This window comes from Pseudomonas sp. A-B-19, from assembly GCF_019947515.1.
Classification (GTDB): Bacteria; Pseudomonadota; Gammaproteobacteria; order Pseudomonadales; family Pseudomonadaceae; genus Aquipseudomonas.
This window is the reverse complement of record NZ_JAGYGN010000003.1, coordinates 184115-198897: the sequence shown is the minus strand read 5'-3', so window position 1 is coordinate 198897 and position 14783 is coordinate 184115. Positions and strand designations below refer to the sequence as shown.

14 protein-coding genes and 1 pseudogene are annotated in these 14783 nt (G+C 60.3%); 5 read left to right on the top strand and 10 right to left on the bottom strand.

Annotated features, from left to right (window positions below; translation table 11 throughout):
- Positions 1-116 precede the first annotated feature (116 nt).
- Positions 117-326 (top strand): PA3496 family putative envelope integrity protein, encoded by a 210-nt coding sequence (locus KGA81_RS04805; protein WP_223544780.1) that lies wholly within the window; start codon positions 117-119, stop codon positions 324-326.
- Here the strand turns inward: KGA81_RS04805 and KGA81_RS04800 are convergent.
- Positions 268-1230: a LysR family transcriptional regulator gene (locus tag KGA81_RS04800; protein WP_223544779.1), complete on the bottom strand. Its 963-nt coding sequence runs from the start codon at positions 1228-1230 to the stop codon at positions 268-270. The genes KGA81_RS04805 and KGA81_RS04800 overlap by 59 nt on opposite strands.
- Before the next feature lie 189 nt (positions 1231-1419).
- On the opposite strand from KGA81_RS04800, the gene KGA81_RS04795 reads away from it, so the two are divergent.
- Positions 1420-2835: an acetyl-CoA carboxylase biotin carboxylase subunit gene (locus KGA81_RS04795; RefSeq protein ID WP_060540229.1), complete on the top strand. Its 1416-nt coding sequence runs from the start codon at positions 1420-1422 to the stop codon at positions 2833-2835.
- A gap of 11 nt (positions 2836-2846) precedes the next feature.
- Positions 2847-4655 (top strand): sodium-extruding oxaloacetate decarboxylase subunit alpha, encoded by a 1809-nt coding sequence (gene oadA, locus KGA81_RS04790; protein WP_223544778.1) that lies wholly within the window; start codon positions 2847-2849, stop codon positions 4653-4655.
- 77 nt (positions 4656-4732) lie between these two features.
- On the opposite strand, the pseudogene KGA81_RS04785 reads toward oadA, so the two are convergent.
- The 3 genes and pseudogenes from KGA81_RS04785 to KGA81_RS04775 form a co-directional block, all read right to left on the bottom strand.
- Positions 4733-4885 (bottom strand): annotated as a pseudogene (locus KGA81_RS04785) (autotransporter domain-containing protein); the annotation flags it as partial.
- A gap of 69 nt (positions 4886-4954) precedes the next feature.
- Positions 4955-5791: an amino acid ABC transporter permease gene (locus KGA81_RS04780; RefSeq protein WP_223544777.1), complete on the bottom strand. Its 837-nt coding sequence runs from the start codon at positions 5789-5791 to the stop codon at positions 4955-4957.
- On the bottom strand, positions 5788-6609 hold the full coding sequence (locus tag KGA81_RS04775) for an ABC transporter substrate-binding protein (RefSeq protein WP_223544776.1): 822 nt from the start codon (positions 6607-6609) through the stop codon (positions 5788-5790). The genes KGA81_RS04780 and KGA81_RS04775 overlap by 4 nt, the downstream gene beginning before the upstream one ends.
- A gap of 112 nt (positions 6610-6721) precedes the next feature.
- On the opposite strand from KGA81_RS04775, the gene KGA81_RS04770 reads away from it, so the two are divergent.
- Positions 6722-7621, top strand: a complete 900-nt coding sequence (locus tag KGA81_RS04770; RefSeq protein WP_108218845.1) for a homocysteine S-methyltransferase family protein — start codon at positions 6722-6724, stop codon at positions 7619-7621.
- 134 nt (positions 7622-7755) lie between these two features.
- Here the strand turns inward: KGA81_RS04770 and KGA81_RS04765 are convergent, their stop codons facing one another.
- The 3 genes from KGA81_RS04765 to KGA81_RS04755 are packed head-to-tail and all read right to left on the bottom strand — an operon-like array spanning position 7756 to position 9515.
- Positions 7756-8427 (bottom strand): GNAT family N-acetyltransferase, encoded by a 672-nt coding sequence (locus tag KGA81_RS04765; RefSeq protein ID WP_223544775.1) that lies wholly within the window; start codon positions 8425-8427, stop codon positions 7756-7758.
- 9 nt (positions 8428-8436) lie between these two features.
- A complete protein-coding gene (locus KGA81_RS04760) occupies positions 8437-8883 on the bottom strand; it encodes a GNAT family N-acetyltransferase (RefSeq protein ID WP_223544774.1) in 447 nt (148 codons plus the stop codon).
- A gap of 2 nt (positions 8884-8885) precedes the next feature.
- On the bottom strand, positions 8886-9515 hold the full coding sequence (locus tag KGA81_RS04755) for an FMN-binding negative transcriptional regulator (RefSeq protein ID WP_223544773.1): 630 nt from the start codon (positions 9513-9515) through the stop codon (positions 8886-8888).
- A 92-nt stretch (positions 9516-9607) separates the two neighbouring features.
- On the opposite strand from KGA81_RS04755, the gene KGA81_RS04750 reads away from it, so the two are divergent.
- A complete protein-coding gene (locus tag KGA81_RS04750) occupies positions 9608-11161 on the top strand; it encodes a PLP-dependent aminotransferase family protein (protein WP_223544772.1) in 1554 nt (517 codons plus the stop codon).
- Positions 11162-11270: 109 nt separating this feature from the next.
- Here KGA81_RS04750 and KGA81_RS04745 read toward each other — a convergent pair whose 3' ends face one another.
- The 3 genes from KGA81_RS04745 to KGA81_RS04735 all read right to left on the bottom strand — a co-directional run bounded on the left by KGA81_RS04745 (position 11271) and on the right by KGA81_RS04735 (position 14676).
- Complete coding sequence (locus tag KGA81_RS04745) at positions 11271-12371, bottom strand: polyamine ABC transporter substrate-binding protein (RefSeq protein ID WP_223544771.1); 1101 nt, start codon at positions 12369-12371, stop codon at positions 11271-11273.
- Positions 12372-12383: 12 nt separating this feature from the next.
- Positions 12384-13415 (bottom strand): histone deacetylase family protein, encoded by a 1032-nt coding sequence (locus KGA81_RS04740; RefSeq protein WP_223544770.1) that lies wholly within the window; start codon positions 13413-13415, stop codon positions 12384-12386.
- Between the two features lie 268 nt (positions 13416-13683).
- Positions 13684-14676, bottom strand: a complete 993-nt coding sequence (locus tag KGA81_RS04735; protein WP_223544769.1) for an AraC family transcriptional regulator — start codon at positions 14674-14676, stop codon at positions 13684-13686.
- Positions 14677-14783 lie beyond the last annotated feature (107 nt).

Here is a 14783-nt window from a genome sequence, read left to right as displayed (position 1 = left end):
CGCGATGGCGGCCTCGAATACACCGCAATTTTCATCAGTCTGTAACGCCCGAGCCGCCAAACCGTCATCCCCCGCGCCTATTTTGAAACTCCCGTACTCGCCTTGGGAGACTCGAAATGGCCATGCCCTACGAAGAACGCAACAGCGCTGTTAAAACCCGTCGTCAGCAAGAAGATCAGCGCCGCATGGAATTCCGCCGCGCCATTGAAGATCGCTGCGAACGCCGTCAGCTTCTGGCCGAAATTGGCGACTTTCCGGAGTTGGAGCTCAATTTCTGGCAGGCATCTGCCTCGACTTCCCGTCGAAGCGCTCAGCCAGCGCGCTGATCTGAAGCCGCTCACTACGGATAAACGCCAGGAAGGCGTGCGCCACCGGTGACAGGCGTTTCGCCTTGGCCTGCACCAGGCACCAGCTGCGAAACAGCGGCAGCTCTTCGACCGGTAGCTCGATCAGTCCACCGGTTGCCAGCTCAAGGCTCAGGGCGTGGCGCGTCAACAGCGCAACGCCCAGGCCTGCCAGTACACATTCGCGCTGAGCTTCGGCAGACGAGACTTCCTGGGTCTGGTTGAAGTGCACGCGCTTCTCCTTGAAGTATTCTTCGCATGCAAGTCGCGTCCCGGAGCCTGGCTCACGCAGCAGCAGTGTGTAGGGCTCGAGATCCTGCAAGCGCAGCGGTCCCATATGACACAGCGGGTGATCCGGTGGCGCCACGGCGACGATCGGGTTGTTCAGGAACGGCAGGAATTCCAGGCCCATGTCCTGCGGCACCATGGACATGATCACCAGGTCGTCGCGGTTGTCCGACAGGCGCCGGATCACCTGGCCGCGATTGACCACCGTCAGTTGCAGGTTCACTTCCGGGTGCTGGCGTTTGAATGCGGCAAACAAGTGCGGCACGAAATATTTGGCGCTGGATTCAATCGCCAGCTTCAATTGCCCCTGCAACGAGCCCTGCATGTCCGACAGCTGCATGTCGAGGTTTTCCAGGCGTCCGAAAATATCCCGGCTGGCCCGCTGTAACGCTTCAGCTGCCTCGGTCATGTAGAGTTTTTTGCCGACGTAATCGAACAAAGGCTGGCCAATCAGCTCTTCAAGTTGACGAATCTGCAGGCTGACGGCAGGTTGTGTGAGCGACATTTCGTCGGCTGCGCGGCTGTAGGAGCGCAAATCACAGACCTCGTTGAAGATCTGCAATTGCCGCAAAGTCATACGCATCAATGACTTACGCATTTTATCATCGCTCTCGTCGCTGGCTGGTGCATCAACTATAAGTCTTTACTTATGCACGACCCAATTTTTATTCATTTTTGTTAATCCCTTGTGGGCGCTAGTGTGGACCTGCGACCAAATTGAAACATTTGGTCACTCGTCGGCCTGGTCTAACAGGTCGTGGGTACACCGGCTCAAGGGAACCTCCAAGTGATAACAAAGATCCTGATCGCCAACCGTGGTGAGATTGCCGTACGAATCGTACGTGCCTGCGCCGAGATGGGCATTCGTTCGGTCGCGATCTATTCCGACGCCGACCGCCATGCCTTGCATGTGAAGCGTGCGGACGAGGCCCACAGCATTGGTGCCGAGCCACTGGCTGGTTACCTGAACCCGCGCAAGCTGGTGAACCTGGCTGTAGAAACCGGTTGCGATGCACTGCACCCCGGCTATGGCTTCCTTTCGGAAAACGCTGAGCTGGCGGAAATCTGCGCCGAACGCGGGATCAAATTCATCGGCCCATCGGCTGAAGTCATTCGCCGCATGGGCGACAAGACCGAAGCTCGCCGCAGCATGATCAAGGCCGGCGTACCGGTGACCCCGGGCACTGAAGGCAACGTGTCGGGCATCGAAGAAGCCCTGACCGAAGGCGATCGCATCGGTTACCCGGTGATGCTCAAGGCCACGTCCGGTGGTGGCGGTCGCGGCATTCGTCGCTGCAACAGCCGCGAAGAGCTCGAACAGGCTTTCCCACGGGTCATTTCCGAAGCCACCAAGGCTTTCGGTTCCGCGGAAGTGTTCCTGGAAAAATGCATCGTCAATCCCAAGCACATCGAAGCGCAGATTCTCGGCGACAGCTTTGGCAACGTGGTGCACTTGTTCGAGCGTGACTGCTCGATCCAGCGCCGCAACCAGAAGCTGATCGAAATCGCCCCGAGCCCGCAACTGACCCCCGAACAGCGCGCCTACATCGGTGACCTGTCGGTGCGTGCGGCCAAGGCCGTGGGTTACGAGAACGCCGGCACCGTGGAGTTCCTGCTCGCCGAGGGCGAGGTGTACTTCATGGAGATGAATACCCGGGTGCAGGTGGAACACACCATCACCGAAGAGATCACCGGCATCGACATTGTCCGTGAGCAGATTCGCATTGCGTCCGGCCTGCCGCTGTCGGTGAAACAGGAAGACATCCACCACCGTGGTTTCGCCCTGCAATTTCGGATCAACGCCGAAGACCCGAAGAACAACTTCCTGCCGAGCTTCGGCAAGATCACCCGTTACTACGCTCCCGGCGGCCCTGGCGTACGTACCGATACGGCGATCTATACCGGCTACACCATTCCACCGTTCTACGACTCCATGTGCCTGAAACTGGTGGTGTGGGCGCTGACCTGGGAAGAGGCGATGGACCGTGGCTTGCGCGCCCTGGACGACATGCGCCTGCAAGGGGTCAAGACCACAGCCGCGTACTACCAGGAAATCTTGCGTAACCCGGAATTCCGTAGCGGCCAGTTCAACACCAGCTTCGTTGAAAGCCACCCTGAACTGACCAACTACTCGATCAAGCGCAAACCCGAAGAGCTGGCCCTGGCCATCGCCGCCGCCATCGCCGCCCACGCAGGCCTGTGAGGAATACAAGAATGAGCAAGAAGATCTTCGTTACTGACACCATCCTGCGCGACGCCCACCAATCGCTGCTCGCGACCCGCATGCGCACTGAAGACATGCTGCCGATCTGCGACAAGCTCGACAAAGTCGGCTACTGGTCGCTGGAATGCTGGGGCGGCGCGACCTTCGACGCCTGCGTACGGTTTCTGAAAGAAGACCCGTGGGAGCGTCTGCGCCAACTGCGCGCCGCGCTGCCTAACACCCGCCTGCAAATGCTGTTGCGCGGCCAGAACCTGCTGGGCTACCGCCACTACAGCGACGACGTGGTCAAAGCCTTCGTCGCCAAGGCAGCGGTCAACGGCATCGACGTGTTCCGCATCTTCGACGCCATGAACGACGTGCGTAACCTGCGCGTGGCCATCGAAGCGGTGAAAGCCGCCGGCAAACACGCTCAGGGCACCATCGCCTACACCACCAGCCCGGTGCACACCATCGAGGCCTTCGTGAACCAGGCCAAGCAGATGGAAGCCATGGGTTGCGACTCGGTGGCGATCAAGGACATGGCTGGTTTGCTGACCCCGTACGCCACCGGCGAGCTGGTCAAGGCATTGAAAGCCGAGCAGTCGCTGCCAGTGTTCATCCACTCCCACGACACCTCTGGTCTGGCCGCGATGTGCCAGATGAAGGCCATCGAAAATGGTGCCGACCACATCGACACCGCGATCTCCAGCTTCGCCTGGGGCACCAGCCACCCGGGCACCGAGTCAATGGTCGCCGCCCTTAAAGGCAGCGAGTTCGACACCGGCCTGAACCTGGAACTGCTGCAAGAAATCGGCCTGTACTTCTACGCCGTACGCAAGAAGTACCACCAGTTCGAAAGCGAATTCACTGCTGTCGACACCCGTGTTCAAGTCAACCAGGTACCGGGCGGGATGATTTCCAACCTGGCCAACCAGTTGAAAGAGCAGGGCGCACTGAACCGCATGAACGAAGTGCTGGCCGAAATCCCGCGGGTTCGTGAAGACCTCGGCTTCCCGCCGCTGGTAACCCCGACATCGCAGATCGTCGGCACCCAGGCGTTCTTCAACGTGCTGGCCGGCGAGCGCTACAAGACCATCACCAACGAAGTGAAGCTGTACCTGCAAGGCGGCTACGGCAAGGCGCCGGGCACCGTGAATGAACAACTGCGTCGCCAGGCCATCGGCAGCGAAGAAGTGATCGACGTTCGCCCGGCCGATCTGCTCAAGCCAGAAATGACCAAGCTGCGTGCCGATATAGGCGCACTGGCCAAGTCTGAAGAAGACGTGCTGACCTTCGCCATGTTCCCGGACATCGGCCGCAAGTTCCTCGAAGAGCGTGCTGCGGGCACCCTGACACCTGAAGTGCTGTTGCCGATTCCTGAAGCCGGTGGCGTCACCTCGGTTGGTGGCGAAGGCGTACCGACCGAGTTCGTCATCGACGTTCACGGCGAAACCTACCGCGTCGACATCACCGGTGTCGGCGTCAAGGCCGAAGGCAAGCGTCACTTCTACCTGTCCATCGACGGCATGCCGGAAGAAGTGGTGTTCGAACCGCTCAACGAATTCGTTGGCGGCGGCAGCAGCAAGCGCAAGCAAGCTAGCGCGCCGGGCCACGTCAGCACCACCATGCCGGGCAATATCGTTGATGTGCTGGTCAAGGAAGGCGACACCGTCAAGGCTGGTCAGGCCGTATTGATCACCGAAGCGATGAAGATGGAAACCGAAGTCCAGGCAGCCATCGCCGGTAAAGTCACCGCCATTCACGTGGCCAAGGGCGACCGGGTGAATCCGGGCGAGATCCTGATCGAGATCGAAGGCTGATTTAACAGCCGCGATACAACGCTTTATACCTCGGGGGGGCATGTGCTCCCCTTTTTTTCGCCCCGGGTTTGTGGCTGTCAGAAACTCATTCGCCACTGACCCGTGACACCATGATTGCGGCTGTCGGTGCCGATCTCGCCTGTGAGGCCGACGCCCAGGGTGTGTTTTGCTGACAATCCAAGGTCCAGTCCTGCATCGACCAGCAGACTGTCACGATCCAGCGGCGCGCCGTGGCCCAATGCTTGAAGCCAGACTCGGCCATTGTCTTCGTTGCCGGCGGCCAGGCGTGGTGCATTGCGCTAACTACGGCTCAAATACGCCTTCCCATAATGCCGCTCCATCTGCGCCTGAATCAGCTCCAACCCAATCGACATCACCCAATAAATCACCGCCGCCGTCGTCAGCATCTCGATGTAGCGATAGCTCGAGCGCCCATACGATTGCGCCAGAAACATCACCTCCCAAACCCCCATCACCGAGATCAGCGACGAGTCTTTGAGCATCGAGATGAATTGGTTGGTGGTTGGCGGGATGATGGTGCGCATGGCCTGGGGCAAGGTGACTCGCCAGAAGATCACGGTTTCGCGCATGCCCAGGGCCAGGGATGCTTCGCGCTGGCCGTGGGGGACGCCGAGGATGCCGGCGCGGAAGATTTCGCTCAGGTACGCGCCGTAGTTCAGCGACAGGGCGATGATGCCGGCGGCGATGGCGCCCGGGACGATGCCGAGTTGTGGCAGGCCGAGGTAGATCAGCAGGATCTGGATCAGTAGCGGTGTGCCACGAAAGAACGAGGCATAGAAGCTCGCGATTCCGAAGGCCACGGCGCTTTTCGACAGCCGCGCCAGGGCGGTGATGAAGCCCAGCAGCGAGGAGGTCACGATCGAGCACAGGCACAAGAACAACGTCAGCGCCGCTCCCTGCAAAAAGCCGTTGGGTGCCAGGTGCAGACCGATCAGGTTCGGCAGTTTGTCGAGGATGATCGAGAACTTCAGGTCGAAGCTCAGGAAGAAGCTGGCGAATAACCCGAACATCGCTGCCCAGGTCAGGAACAGCCGCGTGCGGAAACCGAAGATCCGTTGCAACAGCGACTCAGCCACCGGTTGTGGCGGCTGAGGAGGTTTGGGGAAAGAAGTCATTTGCTGATGTCGGCGCCGATCCATTTCTGCGAAAGCTTGCTCAGAGTGCCGTCCTGTTTCAGCTGAGCGAAGACGTCACGCACTTTGGCGTCCCACTGGGCGTCGCCTTTTTCAATGGCCACCGAGTTCGGCTCCGAGTACAGCGGCTCGCCGGCGAGCTTGAAGCGCTTGTCATCGGTCAGGCGCGGTTGGGCGGTGACAAGGTTGGTGAGGATCGCGTCCAGTCGCACGCCAGCGCCCAGGCCGAGGTCCTGGAACGCCACGTTGTCAGTGTCATACGGGGCGATCTGCACGTCCTCGAACGGGTACTGCAATTTGGTGTCTTCGGCGCCTTCGATCACCAGGTTTTTGTTCAGGTAGCTTTCATAGCTGGAGGCGCTGGTGAGGCCGACTTTCTTGCCGCTCAGGTCCTTGGCGCTGTGGATGCTGTCGTCCTTGGCGTTGACCACGATCACCGCTGGCGAGGCGTAGTACTCGACCGGGAAGTCGAAGACCTCGGCGCGGGCCTTGCTCGGGGTCATGGAGCAGATGCAGATGTCGTAGCGCCCACTCCAGCGGCCGGCAGCGATCACGTCCCAGGACGGGGTTTCGAGGCGCAGTTTGACGCCCAGTTTGTCTGCCACGGCCTTGGCCACGTCGACGTCGAAGCCATCGAGCTGGTTCTGATCATTGAGGAACGAGAAGGGTGGATAGCTTTCCATCAACACGCCCACCAGTTCTTTTTTTTGCTCGACGCGATCCAGCGCGGCGCCGCCAAAGGCTTGGGTGGAGGCAGCCAGAATCGTCAGGCCCAGGGCGAGGAGTGGTTGGAATTTCACAGTCGATTCCTGATAAAAAAGAGGTTGTCATTAACCGGATGGTGCGTATTAAATAGTTATAAGAACGACTCCGATAGTGAGTTATTTTCATAAGCTTATGAGTGAAAAGCATATGGGCGCAGCAAGCACGGTGATTCTGGATGGCGGCATGGGTCGTGAGTTACAGCGCCGAGGCGCGCCGTTCCGGCAGCCTGAGTGGTCGGCGCTGGCCTTGAGCGAAGCGCCGCAAGCGGTAGAGGCGGTGCACTCGGCTTATATCGAAAGCGGTGCGAACGTGATCACCAGCAACAGTTACGCGGTGGTGCCATTTCACATTGGCGAAGAGCGTTTTGCAGCAGAAGGGCAGGCGCTCGCGGCGTTGGCCGGTGAGCTGGCTCGGCGCGCGGTAGAGGCTTCGGGCAAAGCGGTGCGTGTGGCCGGTTCATTGCCGCCGCTGTTTGGGTCCTATCGCCCGGACCTTTTTGATGCTGGTCGGGCGACTGAATTGTTGGCGCCGCTGGTGAAGGGTCTGGCACCTCATGTCGATCTGTGGCTGGCAGAAACCCAGAGTTCGATCGTTGAGGCGCGAGCGATCCACGCCGGTCTGCCAACGGACGGCAAGCCGTTCTGGCTGTCGTTTACCCTGAAGGATGAGGACACGGACGAAGTGCCGCGCTTGCGTTCGGGCGAGCCGGTGGCTGAAGCCGCCGCCGTGGCGGCTGAGTTGGGCGTCGAAACGTTGCTGTTCAACTGCAGCCAGCCGGAAGTAATCGGTGCTGCGATTGATGCCGCGCGGGAAACCTTCGAGCGTTTAGGGGTGAAGATTCACATCGGCGCTTATGCCAATGCCTTCCCGCCGCAACCGAAAGAGGCCACGGCCAATGACGGTCTGGACCCGTTGCGTGAAGACCTTGATCCGCCGGGTTACTTGCAGTGGGCGGCGGACTGGAAAGAACGCGGCGCCAGTCATTTGGGCGGTTGCTGCGGGATCGGGCCGGAGCATATTGCGGTGCTTGCCCAGAAACTCGCCTAAAAGCATCGCGGGGCAAGCCATGCTCCTACAGGTTTGGTGGCGTCGACAGATCGTGTGTCCGGCCCATATCCCGTAGGAGCAAAGCTTGCTCCGGGCGGCGTTCCGACGATAGCGTCCGTCCAGGCGCTACCGAATCAGGTGCGGCACTCCGCCAACGCTTTCACCTGCCCCGAATCCGTCTGGTTCTCATCGGATAGCCACCGCTCAAACCCCGCCCCGATCGCTGGCCATTCCGAGTCCAGAATCGAATACCACGCCGTATCCCGGTTCTGCCCCTTCACCACCATATGCTGACGAAACACGCCCTCAAAACTGAACCCCAGCCGCTCGGCCGCGTATTTGGAGCGGGCGTTGGCGTTGTTGCACTTCCATTCCAGGCGACGGTAGCCCAGGGCAAAGGACTCCTTGGCCAACAGGTAAACCGCCTCGGTGCTTTTCGGCGAGCGCTGCATCGGTGCGCCGAAGGTGACGTGGCCGATTTCGATGCGGCCCTGGGCCGGGACGATGGACATCAGGCTGAGGATGCCCTGGACCTCGCCGCTGGCGCGGTCGATCACGCTGAAGAAATACGGGTCGGTGTTGGCCGCGTGGTTATTCAGCCAGTCGTTGAAGACGCTGCGCTCCGGGAAGGGGCCGTAAGGCAGGTAGTCCCACAACTTAGGGTCGGCGCCGGGGCCTTGCAGGACTTTGTACAGCCCGTCGCCGTGGCGCGCCGGGTCGAGTTTTTCCAGACGGATGTAACGCCCTTCGATCAGTTGAGCGGTTGGTGCCGGGACGCCTTTCCAGTCGGCGAGTGAAATCGACATGCTGTTCTCCTAGATGGCTTTGCGAAACTGGATGAAACCGGGGCGTTCGGCGATGCGCTCGTAGAGCTGGATCGCGGTGGCGTTGGATTCGTGGGTCAGCCAGTGGACTTTGTTGCAGCCGTCGGCCTTGGCCGTGGCGTAGACGAACTCGATCAACTGCCGGCCGACGCCGGTGCCGCGGGTTTCCGGGGCCACCAGCAAGTCTTGCAGGTAGCAGGCGTTTTCGATGGCCCAGTTCGAACGATGGTAGATGAAATGCACCATGCCCACCGCTTTGCCGTCGGCCCAGGCGAGGGCTGCGTGGGTTGGCTCGTTCGGATCGAGCATGCGCTGCCAGGTGCTTTGGGTAACGGCTTGCGGCAGTTCGGTTTTGTAGAAGCGCAGGTAGGCCTGCCACAGCGGTAGCCATGCGGCGTGCTCGTCGGCGTGTACCTGGCGGATTTCGATCTGACACATGTTCATTCCTTGGGTATCAAGTGGGCGAGGGCCTGGTCGTGCACGTCAGGGCTGCTGCTGAGCCCTTCGCGCACACCTGCGATGTCTGCGTTGCTGCGGTTCTGGCTGAGCTTGCGCTTGCCTTCCAGACGGTCGATGGGAATGGCGAAACCGACGATGGCCTTGAGCATGCCGTCAATGTAATCGGCGGGGGCATCGGCCACTGACCAGGGTTGGGCGCGGCCAGCTTCATGACGGTCGGTGAGGGTGCTGACGATGTCGAGCAGCCGCCCGCCATCGCTGAAGGTTTCCGCCCGGCCATAGGCGTGTACGGCGACGTAGTTCCAGGTTGGCACGACTTTGCCGTGTTCGGCCTTGCTCGGGTAGAAGCCAGGGCTGACGTAGGCGTCGGCACCGGCAAAAATCAGCAGGGCTTCGGCGCCGTCGCGCAGGTCTTTCCACTGTGGATTGGCTTTGGCCAGATGCCCGTACAACGTGCCGTTCGAGCCTTGTTCGCAATGCAGCAGCACCGGCACATGACTGGCTTGCAGGCCGTTTTCGCCGTGGGTCACCAATATGGCGAGACGGGTGGCGAGGATCAGTTCATGCAGTTGGGGTAACTCGTCGATGGCAAAAGCACGCGGCGTGTACATAGAGAAATTTTCCTTGGCGAATGTCTACATCCTAGGCAGGCTATTGGTCTGTTGTAAGAGCCATTAATGACCAATTTCATGGGTCCATTGCGATGACCAGCGAACCACTGTCCCTGACCTTCAACCCGGCGGGTATCGAACTTGATCGTCGGCAAGGGCTGAGTCGTCAGCTTTACCAGGCATTGCGCACACGTGTGTTGGACGGACGACTGGCCAGCGGTACGCGTCTGCCGGCCAGTCGTGATCTGGCAGCCGCGCTGGCGATTTCCCGTAACAGTGTGGTGCGTGCCTACGATCAGCTGTACGCCGAAGGGTTTATCGAAGGGCGAGTGGGCGATGGCACTTACGTCGCGCAATTGCCCCGGGCGGACGTGCCGGCAAAAAAACTATCCACAAAAGTATCCACAGGCTTTTCAACAGGGTTACCCACAGCCTTATCCACAAATTGGCTCGATTTACCTGTTGATCCATCCAGCAAAGTTATCCACAACGATCCGTTGGCGCGGGTCAAAAACAACCATTTACCCAGCCCGCCAAGTGGCCCACCCCGGGCATTCAGGGTCGGTGTTCCGGCGTTCGATCTGTTTCCATTCGAGGTCTGGGCCAAGCTGAATGCGGCGTTCTGGCGCAAACCGGATTTGCAGCAACTGTGCTACGGCGACCCGGCCGGCGATGCACGTTTGCGCGCAATGATCGCCGCCTATTTGCGCAGTTCCCGTGGTATGCAGTGCATGGCTGAACAAATTGTGATCACCAGTGGCGCGCAGCAGGGAATCAGCCTTTGTGCACAGCTGCTGGTGGAGCCCGGAGACGGGGTGGCGATTGAAAATCCGGGATATCGGGCGGCCGGTCATGCATTCGCCGTTGCAGGTGCCCGGCTGCATGGGGTGGCGGTGGATAATGAGGGTATCGACTGCGGTGAACTGGCACAGCTGGGCGATTGCCGTCTGACTTACGTCACCCCGTCCCATCAGTACCCCACCGGGGTGGTGATGAGCCTGGCTCGCCGTCTGGAGTTGCTGGCCTGGGCCGAACGCACGCAGGGCTGGATAGTCGAGGATGACTACGACGGCGAGTACCGCTACAGCGGTGCGCCGCTGGCACCCTTGGCAGCACTCGATCGTCACGGGCGGGTGTTGTATGTCGGTACGTTCGGCAAAGTCGCGTTTCCGGCGTTGCGTCTTGGCTATCTGGTGCTGCCGCCAGGGCTGGTGCAGGCCTTTGCGCAGCGACGCGCGGTGGACGTGCGGCATTCCGAAGTCAGCACCCAGGCGGTGATGGCCGAGTTCATGGCAGCCGGGCATTTCCAGCGGCACATAAGGCGCATGCGGCGTGCGGCGCTGAGTCGACGCAATACCTTGCTCAATGGTTGGCCTGTGGATATTCCGGGAATCGGCAAGCTGCCCACCGTCGCCGCGGGGTTGCACATGACCGTGCCGGTCGACAGCGTGGCCCGTGAGCGCGAGCTGATCGAGTTGGCGAGCAGTGTCGATGTCGAGGTCAACGGCTTGAGCAGTTACTGGCTGCCGGAATCCGTGACTCCGATGGATCAACGTGCAGGACTGGTGCTGGGCTTTGCCGCCGTACCTGAAAAGGCTATCGAATCGGCATTGGAGCGATTGCGCAGGGTGTGGAAGGTGCTCTGAAGCGAGTGGCCTGTTCAGTCCGGTCGCAAGGGTGCAGTAAGTAAATTTCGCGGGCAAAAACAGACCTGCGCGAGCGCAGGTCCTGGTGACGGCGGGAGCGAAGCGGGTATCAGGTGCCGGACTTGATCTTGGTCCAGGCCCGGGTTCGCGCACGTTCGGCATCGCGGGGCAGGGGGTGCAGGGTGTAGAGCGTGCTCATCGCCGTGTCGGTCGGGTACAGGTTCGGGTTGTTGCGGATCGCCGGGTCGACCATTTCCGTGGCGTCCTTGTTCGGGTTCGGGTAGCCGACGAAGTCACTGACCGGCGCGATCACCTGGGGTTGCAGCAGGTAGTTGACGAAGGTGTAAGCGTCGTCGGGGTTTTTCGCACCCTTCGGAATCGCCAGCATGTCGAACCAGATCGGCGCGCCTTCCTTCGGCAAACGCATGTCGACGACCACCCCGTTCTTGGCTTCTTTGGCGCGGTTGGCGGCTTGCGAGAAGCTGCCGGAATATCCGACCGCAACGCAGATGTCACCGTTGGCGATATCGGCCATGTACTTGGACGAGTGGAAGTAGGTGATGTACGGGCGGATCTTCATCAGCAGCGCTTCAGCCTTGTCGTAGTCCGCAGGCTTCTTGCTGTTGGGGTCCAGACCGAGGTGTTGGAGGGCCAGCGGCAGGATCTCCGAGGGCGAGTCGAGCAGCGCGACGCCACACTGCTTGAGCTTGCTGATGTTCTCTTCCTTGAAGATCAGGTCCCAGCTGTCCACCGGCGCATTGTCGCCAAGCACGGCCTTGATCTTGTCCGGGTTGAAGCCGATCAGGATGGTGCCGTACATGTACGGCACGGCGAACTTGTTGCCCGGGTCGTTGGCCTCGATCAGCTTCATCAGCTTGGGATCGAGGTGGTTCCAGTTCGGCAACTTGCTGCGGTCCAGCGGCTGGAATACCCCGGCTTCGATCTGCTTGGCGAGGAACACGTTGGACGGCACCACCACGTCATAGCCGGAGTTGCCGGTCAGCAGCTTGGCCTCCAGCGCTTCGTTGGTGTCGAAGATGTCGTAGACCAGTTTGGTCTGGGTATTCTGTGCCTTGAAATCTTCCAGGGCCTTGGGCGTGATGTAGTCGAACCAGTTGTAGACGCGCAACGTTCGCTCTTCGGCGTGGGCGGCAACGCTGAGTACCGAGGCACACAGCGTCGGCACGATAAAACGCTTAAGACTTTTCATTCTTCTACTTCCTCAGCAAGCGCTTTCAAAACCTTCGAGAACGTTCACGGCGTTGATGCCGATTTCTTCGACGGCATAACCGCCTTCCATCACGAACAGCGTCGGTACGCCGAGGCCGGCGATGCGCTTGCCCATGGCCAGGTAATCCGGGCTGTCGAGTTTGAATTGCGAGATCGGATCGTCCTTGAAGGTATCGACGCCCAGGGACACGACGACGATGTCGGCACCGTAGCTTTCGATCTCCTTGCAGGCCTGTTCCAGCGCAGCGCTCCAGGTGTCCCAGCCTGAACCGGCGGGCAACGGGTAGTTGAAGTTGAAACCTTCACCGGCACCTTCGCCCAGTTCATCGTCATAACCGAGGAAGAACGGAAATTCGGCCTCCGGATGACCGTGAATCGATGTGAACAGCACGTCGCTGCGCTGGTAGAAAATCGACTGGGTGCCGTTGCCATGGTGGTAATCGACGTCGAGGATCGCGACCTTCTTGTGGCCCTGATCGAGGAAGGCCTGGGTGGCGATGGCGGCGTTGTTGAGGTAGCAATAACCACCCATCAAGTCGCCGGCGGCGTGGTGTCCCGGCGGACGGCACAAGGCGAAAGCAGAGCGGGCGCCGCGCTGGATTTCCGCCTGGGCAGTGAGCGCGACTTGCGCTGCGCTGTACGCTGCTTGCCAGGTGCCGGCGGTAATCGGGGCGCCGCCGTCGAAGCTGTAATAACCGAGCTGGCCGTGCAGGCTGGTCGGTTTGACCTGGCGTAACGTGCGGGCCGGCCAGGTGTAGGGCAGCAGGTCACCGTCAGTGTTGAATTCGGTCCAGCGTGCCCAGGCGCCCTTGAAGAAATCGAGGTAGTCACGGCTGTGGATGCGCGCGATGGGCTCCAGGCCGAAATCCTTGGGTGCTTCTACAGGCCCCAGGTTCTGGTTTTTCACCCGTTGCAGCACGTGGTCGGCACGGGAAGGCATTTCGAAACAGGGCTTGAGTTGTCCGTCGATAAGTTCGCAACGGCCGTGGTGCAGGTGGTGATCGTCCGAGTAGATCGTCAGCATTTTGTTGTTCTCCGCAGGCTGGTTCGGTTGAACACAGTCTTGCGGTGCAGACGGTTTAGGAGAACGGCAGGAAAGGCCAAAAGGGGATCAATGTGGCCAAAACATTTGACCGAAATTCGCCCCTTGATAAATCGGAGCTCTTGAGGCCGCCATCGCGAGCAAGCTCGCTCCCACAGGGTTATGCGTCTTGCGCAAATATCGCAGACACTAAGGACCAACTGTGGGAGCGAGCTTGCTCGCGATGGCGGCAGATCGGCCACAACAGTCCTCAGGGCCGGAACTGACTCGGCGCCACACCGCTCCAGCGCACAAACGCATGCCGAAAACTCGCGGTCTCGCTGAAGCCCAGGGCCTCGGCGATCTGATAGATCGGCAATTGATCCTCGCACAACATTTGCTTGGCCTGCTCGAAGCGCAGTTCGTCGAGCAGTTCCTGATAGCTGCAACCCATGTCCTTGAGATGCCGGCGCAAGGTCCGCGCCGAACAGTTCATTTGCTCGGCCAGCCCCTCCAGGCCCGGTGCCGCATTCAATTGCGCACCGAGCAATTGGCGGATCCGTCCCAGCCAGGCCTGACGCCCGGTGAATTCGATGTTCTGTTTGCGGCAGCGTTCGGCCATCGCCTGGTGGGTGATGATATCGGCCAGCGGCAGTGGTTGCTCAAGCCAGCGTTTGTCGAAGGCAAAGGCATTGTTGCGGGCGCCGAATTGCACCGGGCAATTGAAGTGTTCGGCGTAGGTCGCTTCGTAATCGGGGGCGGCGTGTTCAAAGCGGGCGCCGAGCAACGGCAGGGGATGGCCGAGCAGGTCGTCGCAGGTGACTTTCAGCGACACCAGGCAGAATTCGGCATTGAACACCGCCATGGCCGGGCTCTCGCGGTAATCGGCGGCGGCGAACCAGATGCGCTCGCCATCGTCTTCAAGGCTCAACTCGAAAAGTGTTCCCAGCAACGCCGGATAACGTATCGCCAGACGCAAAGCGTCACCGAAGGTGGCACAGGTGAGCAGGGCGTAACCAAGCATGCCGTAGCAGGAAACGTGCATCCGCCGGCCCAGTTCCAGGCCGATGTCACGTTTGAGGGCAACGGCGTTGGCACAGACCTGCATTTCCTGATTGGTGGTGATGCATGTGTCGGCACGGTTCAGATCCGCCGCACTGATGCCGCTTCCGGCCAGCAGCGCTTCGCTGGACAAGCCTTGTGCCTTGAAGGCATCGAGTACCAGGGAGACGGCATTGAGGGTGGTGAGGTGGGAGTGAAGCATAAGGACTTCCAGCCTTGGGATGGCTGGAGCGCAGCAAGTTGTATGCCGAACCCATCAGGCTGGTGGTGTCCCTGTGGGAGCGAGCTTGCTCGCGATAGCGATTGTTC

Bases quoted from the DNA above. Each gene is read 5' to 3' on its own strand.
- KGA81_RS04735 (WP_223544769.1), bottom strand. From the start codon at position 14,676: ATGCTTCACTCCCACCTCACCACCCTCAATGCCGTCTCCCTGGTACTC.
- KGA81_RS04780 (WP_223544777.1), bottom strand. From the start codon at position 5,791: ATGACTTCTTTCCCCAAACCTCCTCAGCCGCCACAACCGGTGGCTGAG.
- KGA81_RS04800 (WP_223544779.1), bottom strand. From the start codon at position 1,230: ATGCGTAAGTCATTGATGCGTATGACTTTGCGGCAATTGCAGATCTTC.
- KGA81_RS04770 (WP_108218845.1), top strand. From the start codon at position 6,722: ATGGGCGCAGCAAGCACGGTGATTCTGGATGGCGGCATGGGTCGTGAG.
- KGA81_RS04805 (WP_223544780.1), top strand. From the start codon at position 117: ATGGCCATGCCCTACGAAGAACGCAACAGCGCTGTTAAAACCCGTCGT.
- KGA81_RS04755 (WP_223544773.1), bottom strand. From the start codon at position 9,515: ATGTACACGCCGCGTGCTTTTGCCATCGACGAGTTACCCCAACTGCAT.
- KGA81_RS04745 (WP_223544771.1), bottom strand. From the start codon at position 12,371: ATGAAAAGTCTTAAGCGTTTTATCGTGCCGACGCTGTGTGCCTCGGTA.
- KGA81_RS04740 (WP_223544770.1), bottom strand. From the start codon at position 13,415: ATGCTGACGATCTACTCGGACGATCACCACCTGCACCACGGCCGTTGC.
- KGA81_RS04760 (WP_223544774.1), bottom strand. From the start codon at position 8,883: ATGTGTCAGATCGAAATCCGCCAGGTACACGCCGACGAGCACGCCGCA.
- oadA (WP_223544778.1), top strand. From the start codon at position 2,847: ATGAGCAAGAAGATCTTCGTTACTGACACCATCCTGCGCGACGCCCAC.
- KGA81_RS04765 (WP_223544775.1), bottom strand. From the start codon at position 8,427: ATGTCGATTTCACTCGCCGACTGGAAAGGCGTCCCGGCACCAACCGCT.
- KGA81_RS04750 (WP_223544772.1), top strand. From the start codon at position 9,608: ATGACCAGCGAACCACTGTCCCTGACCTTCAACCCGGCGGGTATCGAA.